The organism is Nocardioides sp. (assembly GCF_051876515.1).
Lineage (GTDB): Bacteria > Actinomycetota > Actinomycetes > Propionibacteriales > Nocardioidaceae > Nocardioides.
In genome coordinates this window covers 1-7664 of sequence record NZ_JBJEHY010000182.1, presented here as the reverse complement: position 1 = coordinate 7664, position 7664 = coordinate 1, and the positions used below count along the sequence as shown (strand labels likewise).

Below are 7664 nucleotides of genomic sequence, written 5' to 3'. Positions count from 1 at the left end.
CCTACGCGGTGCGCACGCTCGTCGCCGTCGTCCTGGCCTCAGCGGTGATCGCGGTGCTGACCCTGGTCCAGAACGACGCGATCATCATGGCTTGGAGCGAGGGCAACCCGTCGGCCCGGGAGATCCTCGCCACCGGGGGCCTGGAGGCGCTCAAGGAGAGCCCGATCGTGCCCAAGTTCGGCCAGCTGGCCGTGGTGGCGGTGGTGTGGTTCGTGATGCTGGTCTGGGTCCTGGGCGCGTGCCTGGTCGGCGGCAACACCTGGCCGCGCACCTGGCTCACCGCCACCTGCCTGGTGGGCGTCCTGGTGGCGGTGGTCAGCCTGACCAACCAGCTGCCGACCAGCTTCGTGGTGATGTCGTCGGTGGTCCTCGCCCTCGACGTCGTGCTGATCTACTTCATCTGGCACAAGGACACCACCGCGTACCTGCGCTCCTTCCGCTGAGCCTGCCGGCACCAGCCGGCCCGACGGCCCGGTCACCTCACCCGAGGTGGCCGGGCCGTTCTGCGTGTCGGCCCACCCCGGAAATGTCAGCGGCGGGTGGTGTCGTACGTCGCGGCAACGGGCGTTCCTCTTGACGGACTGTCGGAGGGGGGAGGTACCGTTCATCTTGTTCGAACATCTGTTCGAACGGCGCCGTTCGAGGTGCCGCCGGTGGGGTCGAGACGAGCTGGAGGAGGCGTGTGATGAGGCAGTACGACGACCCTGTCGAGGTGCGACGGGGAGCAGGGGAGGACCCCGAGCAGTTCCTGTGGCGCGGACGGCTGTGGAAGGTGCGCTCCGTGGTGGCCCACTGGGTCGAGACCACGCCGTGGTGGCAGGCGGCCGGTGCGGTGGCACAGGCGGGCCGGCCGGAGGCCGAGGGAGCGGTGGACCTGCTCGCCGAGCGTGAGACCTGGCGGGTCGAGGCAGGACGCGGCACCCGGCCCGAGCACGGGCAGTGGGGGGTCTTCGACCTCTCGCTCGACCGCCACGACGGTCACTGGCAGCTCGTCGGCTGCGCGGACTGAGGAGCGACGTGATGAATCCCTACCTGCTCCCCGCCACCACGCACTCCTACCTGTCCCGGGCCGCGGAGTCGTTGCGCGAGGCCGTCACCGCCTCCGACGTCCCCACCCGGTACGCCTGCGCCCACGTCTCGGCACTGCGCGCCACCGCCGCCCTGCTGGCGGCCCGGGCGCACCCGACCCCGCGGGCCACCCGCCAGAAGAACGCCTGGGTGCTCCTGGCCGAGCTGTGCCCGGAGATGGAGGAGTGGGCGCGGTTCTTCGCCGCGGGCGCTCCCAAGCGGGCGGCGGCGGAGGCTGGCTCGACGCGGGCGGTCAGCGAGCGTGAGGCCGACGACCTGGTGCGTGACGCCGACCGCTTCCTGGCCGTGGTCGAACGGTCGCTGGGGCTGGTGCCGCACGCCCCGGTGGAGTGGCAGTTCGCGGTGACCGGGCACTCCGGTGTCGCGTGACCCCTTCGTCCACCTCCACGTCGCCTCCGGCTACTCCCTCCAGTACGGCGCCTCGCACCCGCACGCGCTGGCGGAGCGGGCGGCGGAGCAGGGGATGGACGCCCTCGCCCTGACCGACCGTGACGGCACCTACGGCGCGGTCAAGTTCGTCAAGGCCTGCGAACGGGTCGGGATCCGGCCGCTGCTGGGGGTGGAGCTCGCCGTGACCTCCACCGTGCCGGGCGACCCCGAGTGGCACGACGCCTCCCGCGTGCGGCGCAGCCCCGCGCGCGGGGGTGCCGTGCGGGAGGTGTCGCCCGAGGCGGGCGGCACCGGTCGGGTCACCTTCTTGGCGCAGGGTCGGGCCGGTTGGGCGGCGGTGTGCCGGATGGTCTCGGCGACCCACCTGGCGGGTGAGCGTGGGCGGCCGGTCGCCTCACTCGACCTGCTCGCCGAGCACCTCGCCGGCGGAGACGTGCTGGTCCTCCTGGGCAGCAGCTCGGAGGTCGGGACGGCCGTCACGCGGCGGCGCCCCGACCTGGCTCGTCGCGCGCTGGCCGCCTGGCAGGAGGTCGTTCCCCGCGACAACCTGGTGGTCGAGCTCGTCTCGCACCGGTTGCCCGCCAGCCGTTCGGCCACCGGTGAGCAGCAGTGGGGCCCGGGCACCTCGCACCACGCGGCCCGGATGGCGCTGGTGGCCCACGAGGCCGGTCTGGGCACGGTCCTGTCCAACGCGGTGCGCTACGCCGACCGGAGCGGCGCGCCGACCATCGACGTGCTCGACGCGGCCCGGAGGCTGGTGCCGCTCGGGTCGGCCCAGATGCGGCACCGTGGACCGGCATCCTTCCGCGGCAACGCCGAGGGGTTCCTCAAGCCCGGCGCCGCGATGTCCGAGATCGCGGAGGAGATCTGCCGGCTCGCCGGGGCCGGCCCCGACGAGCCGCGACGGCTCCTGGCGCGCACCCGCGAGGTGGCTGAGCGGTGCGTCCTCGACCCGCGTGCCGACCTGGGGATCGGGGAGATCCACTTCCCCGAGCTCGAGCTGAGCGGCTCCGCGGCCCGCGCCGCCGATGCCGACGCCGCGCTGGCCGCCCGGTGCGAGGGGGCGATCGGGGACCGGTACGGCAGCGCCCCCCGCCAGGTCATCTGGAAGCGGCTGGTCGACGAGCTGGAGACGATCCGCACGCTGGGGTACGCCTCCTACTTCCTCACCGTGGCCGACGTGACCGACCTGATCGGTCGGATGGGCATCCGTCGGGCCGCCCGCGGCTCGGGTGCGGGCAGCCTGGTCAACTACCTGCTCGGGGTCTCGGGCGTCGACCCGATCCGGCACGGCCTGCTGATGGAACGGTTCCTCTCGCCCCTGCGCACCTCGCTGCCCGACATCGACGTCGACGTCGAGTCCGCACGCCGGACCGAGGTGTACGAGGCGATCCTCGACCGGTTCGGCGGGGAGCGGTGCGTGTGCGTCTCGATGATGGACACCTACCGGGTGCGGCACGCGGTGCGCGACGTCGGCGCGGCGCTCGGGATGCCGCCCGGGGAGATCGACTCGATCGCCAAGGCGTTCCCGCACATTCGGGCCAGGGACGCCCGGCAGGCGGTGCGCGACCTGCCCGAGCTGCGCTCGGCGGGGCTGACGGGTGACCGCTTCGGCCTCTTCTTCGACCTCGTCGAGCGCCTCGACGGCCTGCCGCGCCACATCGCGGTGCACCCGTGCGGGGTCCTGCTCTCCGACACCACGCTGCTGGACCGCACGCCGGTGGAGGCGTCGTACGCCGGCTTCCCGATGAGCCAGTTCGACAAGGACGACGTCGAGGAGCTGGGCCTGCTCAAGCTCGACGTCCTGGGCATCCGGATGCAGTCGGCGATGGCGCACGCGGTGGCCGAGGTCGCCCGCACCGACGACGTGCACATCGACCTGGACGACCGCGACCAGGTCCCCTTCGACGACTCCGACACCTTCCGGATGATCAGCGAGGCCAAGACCCTGGGGGTCTTCCAGATCGAGTCGCCCGGGCAGCGGGAGCTGGTGGGCAAGTCCGGCATCGACACCTTCGAGGACATCATCACCGACATCTCCCTCTTCCGGCCCGGCCCGGTCAAGAGCGACATGATCACCCCCTACCTCGAGGCCAAGCAGGGGTGGAAGAGCCCCCGCTACCTCCACGAGGACCTGCGCCCGATCCTGCAGGGTACCCACGGGGTGGTCGTCTTCCACGAGCAGGTGATCGAGCTGATCGCGCAGTTCGCGGGGGTCACCAACGCGGAGGCCGACGAGAAGCGGCGGGCGCTGGGCGACGTCGAGGGCATGGCGCGGACCAAGGAGTGGTTCTGGCCCCGTGCCCTCGGGCGTGGTTACCCGGTCGAGCTCGTCGCCAAGGTCTGGTCGGTGCTCGAGGCGTTCGCCTCGTTCGGCTTCTGCAAGGCGCACGCCGCCGCGTTCGCGCTGCCGACCTACCAGTCGGCGTGGCTCAAGGCGCACTGGCCGGCGCACTTCCTGGCCGGCGTGCTCACCCACGACCCGGGGATGTACCCCAAGCGGTTGATCCTCCAGGACGCCCGCCAGTTCGGCGTCCTGGTCCGGGGGCTCGACGTCAACCTCTCCGGGGTCGACTTCAGCGTGGAGCGCGTCGAGGACCAGTACGCCATCCGGCTCGCGCTGTCGGAGGTGAAGGGGATCAGCACGGCGGAGGTCCACCGGATCGTGGCGGCCCGTGGTGGTGCGGTGCCCGGGCAGGAGACGGCGTGGGGGACCGGGGAGGAGGAACGGGTCCCGTACGTCTCGCTGTCCGACTTCTTCGCCCGGGCCCGGGTCTCCCGGCCGGTGCTGGAGCGGTTGGTGCTCGCCGGTGGGTTCGACCAGCTCTACGGGATCGGGGACGGCGGGCTCGGGGTGCACCGCCGTGGTCGCCTCACCCGACGTGACCTGCTCCTGCAGGCGGCCGAGCTGGACCGTCAGGCCCGGGCCGCCGACCGGGTCTCGCGCGGGCGCGGGCTGGGGGCGCGCCGCACCCCCGTGGCCGCCCAGGCTCGGGCCGGGGCAGCCGCGGCCCGCAACAGCAGCGACCAGGTGACCCGGGAGGGTGCCCCGCCGACGACGGACGGCGTGTGGGGGAGGACGGCCGCGCAGGCACGGACCGCTGCGGTCCCGGCGCCGGTCGACTCGGTGCAGCTCACCCTCCCGCTCGGCGACGGCTCCGAGGAGCTGGCCACCGGTCTGCCGGAGATGACCACCCAGGACCGGATGAGCGCGGAGCTGGAGATCCTCGGGCTCGACGTCAGCCAGCACGCGGTGGCGCCGTACGACGAGTTCCTGGACGCTCTCGGGGTCACCCGGAGCAAGGACCTGCTGTCGCGGCGCAGCCGCAGCGAGCTCCTGGTGGCCGGGGTGAAGGTCGCCACGCAGACGCCCCCGGTGCGGTCCGGACGCCGGGTGGTCTTCCTGACCCTCGACGACGGCACGGGTCCGGTCGACGCGACCTTCTTCGACGACGCCCAGGGGCCGCACGCGGCGACGGTCTTCCACTCCTGGCTGCTGCTGGTGCGCGGCGAGCTGCGCCGCACCGGCCGGCGCGGCGTCTCACTGCGTGCGACCGGCGCGTGGGAGCTCCCGGCGCTGCACCAGCTCTGGCAGGAGGCGCCCAGCGCGCAGGAGGGACTGCGGCGGGTGCAGGATGCGCTGGCCCGCCCGGTGGCGCAGCCCGACGGCCCCGAGCACCGGCGGGTGCTGGTGCACAGCAGCGGGTTCCGGATGTCCCCGTACGCCGACATCCGTCCGGCCGGTGAGCCGGCGCGCGACGTCGCGCGACACCTGTGGCATCGCAGTCCCGGGAGTCCGGGATGAACCCACTACTGTGGGGGCCATGCCCGGTCCCACCGCCAGTGAACGTCGTCAGTCCGTCCGTACCGGCGTGGTCTGGGAGGCAGTGTGCGAAGCGCTCGAGGGCCTTCGCCCCGCCCCCGACGGGCAACTGCGCATCATCGACATCGGCGGCGGCACCGGCGGCTTCGCCGTCCCGCTGGCCCAGCAGGGCCACCGGGTCCAGGTCATCGACCCCAGCCCGGACGCGCTGGCGTCGCTGGACCGTCGCGCCCGTGAGAGCGGTGTCGCCGACCTGGTCAGCGCCCAGCAGGGAGACCTCTCCGACCTCGCCGGCCTCGCCGAGCAGGCGGACGTGGTGCTGTGCCACGGTGTCCTCGAGGTGGTCCCCGACCCGGTCGCCGGACTCTCGGCGCTGGCCGGCGCGCTGCGCGAGGGCGGTGTGCTCAGCCTCGTGGTGGGGCAGCTGCACGCCGCGGTCGTGGCGCGCGCGATGGCTGGACACTTCCAGGCTGCCCGCGAGCTGCTCGACAACCCGGAGACCCCGCGGGGCCGCCGTTTCACCCATGACGAGATCCGCAGCCTCCTCACCGCTGCCGGGCTCGACCCCTTCGCCGTGCACGCGGTGCGGGTCTTCGCCGATCTGGTCCCCGGATCGCTGCTCGACCTCGAGGCGGGAGCCAGCGCGGCGCTGGTCGAGCTCGAGCGCGCCGTGGCGACGCGTCCGGAGTACTTCCCGCTCGCGTCCCAGCTGCACCTGCTCGCGCGCCGCTGACCCGTACGCGTCCCCTCGGCGCCGGCTCGCCGGCGCTGACGACCGGAGGGTGGCGCCCCGCCGTGGTCGACGATGACCGCGACCCCGCTCCTGCACGTCGACATGGACGCGTTCTACGCCTCGGTCGCGACCCGCGACCGGCCCGACCTCGCCGGGCTCCCGGTGATCGTGGGCGGCGGGAGCCGCAGCGTCGTGCTCTCGGCCAACTACCTGGCCCGGCGCCACGGCGTGCGTTCGGCGCAACCCATGACACGAGCCAGGCGGATGTGCCCCCAGGCCGTGGTGATCCCGCCGGACTTCGAGGAGTTCGCCTCGGTGTCGGCCTCGGTGATGGAGATCTTCCGGCGGGTGACACCGCTGGTCGAGGCGATCTCGCTCGACGAGGCGTTCCTGGACGTACGAGGTTCCGCCCGCCGCCTCGGTGACCCGTGCCAGATCGCGGAACAGGTGCGCGCCCTGGTGCACGACGAGCAGCGCATCACCTGCTCGGTCGGGGTGGCGGCGACGGTCTCGGTGGCCAAGCTCGCCTCCAGGCGCGCCAAACCGGACGGGGTCGTGGTCGTCGATCCGGGGACGGTGACCTCGTTCCTGCACCCCCTCGACGTGGGGGAGCTGTGGGGCGTGGGGGAGAAGACCCGGACCATGCTCCACCGGCTCGGCCTGATGACGGTCGGGGACCTCGCCCACACCCCCCGGCGGACCCTGCAACGTGCGCTGGGTGACCACCAGGGAGGGCACCTCCACGACCTGGCCTGGGGCAACGACCGGCGTGAGCTGGTGGTGCGGAGCGGCCCGCACGCCCCCGAACGCTCCATGGGGGCCGACGAGACCTTCGCCCACGACACCGACGACCGCGAGGTCGTCGTGCGCGAGCTGCTGCGGCTCTCGGCCAAGGTCGCGGGCCGGATGCGCAGTGCGGGCGTGGCCGGACGGACGGTCACGATCCGGATCCGCTTCGCCGACTTCACCACCCTCACCCGCTCGCGCACCCTGCCCGAGGCGACGGACGTGACGATGGAGATCCACCGGGCCGCCGTCCGTCTCCACGACGCCCTCGGGTTGCAGCGGGCCAGGATCCGCCTGGTCGGCGTACGGGTGGAGGGGCTGGTCCCGGCAGAGCGTGTGCAGCGTCAGCTCGTCCTCGGAGAGCGGGAGCAGGGCTGGCAGGAGGCCGACCGGGCGGTCGACCGGGCGACCCGTCGCTTCGGTCCTCACGCGGTGCGTCCGGCGAGTCTGGTGCGGTGAGAGGAGGAGCCGCGCAACTTGTTTCGACGTCGCCCTTACCCAACTGGAACGACGTGCCTAGACTTGGCCTGTATCGCGGAACCACCAGGAGGAGGCCCCCGTGCCACTGTCGGAGGAAGAACTTCGCCTTCTCGAGCAGATGGAGCGCGCCCTCGTCGAGGAGGACCCCAAACTCGCCTCGACCCTGCGTGGCACCAGTCAGCAGCAGGTCACCCGCCGCCGGGTCGTCCTCGGTGGCGCCGTGCTCGTCCTCGGCATCGGGCTGCTCGTGGTCGGTGTCCTCATGGGGCAGCCGCTGCTGGGCGTCCTCGGGTTCGTCGTGATGGTCGCATAAGGATGACTTTCATTGGGACACTCCTTCGGTTGGTTGCCTTGCGGCAACTC

The 7664-nt window shown here is 72.9% G+C and carries 7 protein-coding genes; all 7 read left to right on the top strand.

The window, feature by feature from the left end:
* A partial coding sequence (locus tag ACI379_RS13525) for a hypothetical protein (RefSeq protein ID WP_439792615.1) occupies window positions 1-443 on the top strand: 443 nt, incomplete at its 5' end.
* Between the two features lie 242 nt (window positions 444-685).
* A complete protein-coding gene (locus ACI379_RS13520) occupies window positions 686-1009 on the top strand; it encodes a DUF6504 family protein (protein ID WP_439792614.1) in 324 nt (107 codons plus the stop codon).
* A gap of 11 nt (window positions 1010-1020) precedes the next feature.
* On the top strand, window positions 1021-1458 hold the full coding sequence (locus ACI379_RS13515) for an SAV_6107 family HEPN domain-containing protein (protein WP_439792613.1): 438 nt from the start codon (window positions 1021-1023) through the stop codon (window positions 1456-1458).
* On the top strand, window positions 1448-5284 hold the full coding sequence (locus ACI379_RS13510; protein ID WP_439792612.1) for a DNA polymerase III subunit alpha: 3837 nt from the start codon (window positions 1448-1450) through the stop codon (window positions 5282-5284). Before ACI379_RS13515 ends, ACI379_RS13510 begins: the two co-directional genes overlap by 11 nt.
* A gap of 19 nt (window positions 5285-5303) precedes the next feature.
* A complete protein-coding gene (locus ACI379_RS13505; protein ID WP_439792611.1) occupies window positions 5304-6035 on the top strand; it encodes a class I SAM-dependent methyltransferase in 732 nt (243 codons plus the stop codon).
* 72 nt (window positions 6036-6107) lie between these two features.
* On the top strand, window positions 6108-7280 hold the full coding sequence (gene dinB / locus ACI379_RS13500) for a DNA polymerase IV (RefSeq protein WP_439792610.1): 1173 nt from the start codon (window positions 6108-6110) through the stop codon (window positions 7278-7280).
* Between the two features lie 100 nt (window positions 7281-7380).
* Complete coding sequence (locus tag ACI379_RS13495) at window positions 7381-7614, top strand: DUF3040 domain-containing protein (RefSeq protein WP_439792609.1); 234 nt, start codon at window positions 7381-7383, stop codon at window positions 7612-7614.
* The last annotated feature ends 50 nt before the right edge of the window (window positions 7615-7664 follow it).

Bases quoted from the DNA above. Each gene is read 5' to 3' on its own strand.
- ACI379_RS13520 (WP_439792614.1), top strand. From the start codon at position 686: ATGAGGCAGTACGACGACCCTGTCGAGGTGCGACGGGGAGCAGGGGAG.
- ACI379_RS13515 (WP_439792613.1), top strand. From the start codon at position 1,021: ATGAATCCCTACCTGCTCCCCGCCACCACGCACTCCTACCTGTCCCGG.
- ACI379_RS13505 (WP_439792611.1), top strand. From the start codon at position 5,304: ATGCCCGGTCCCACCGCCAGTGAACGTCGTCAGTCCGTCCGTACCGGC.
- dinB (WP_439792610.1), top strand. From the start codon at position 6,108: ATGACCGCGACCCCGCTCCTGCACGTCGACATGGACGCGTTCTACGCC.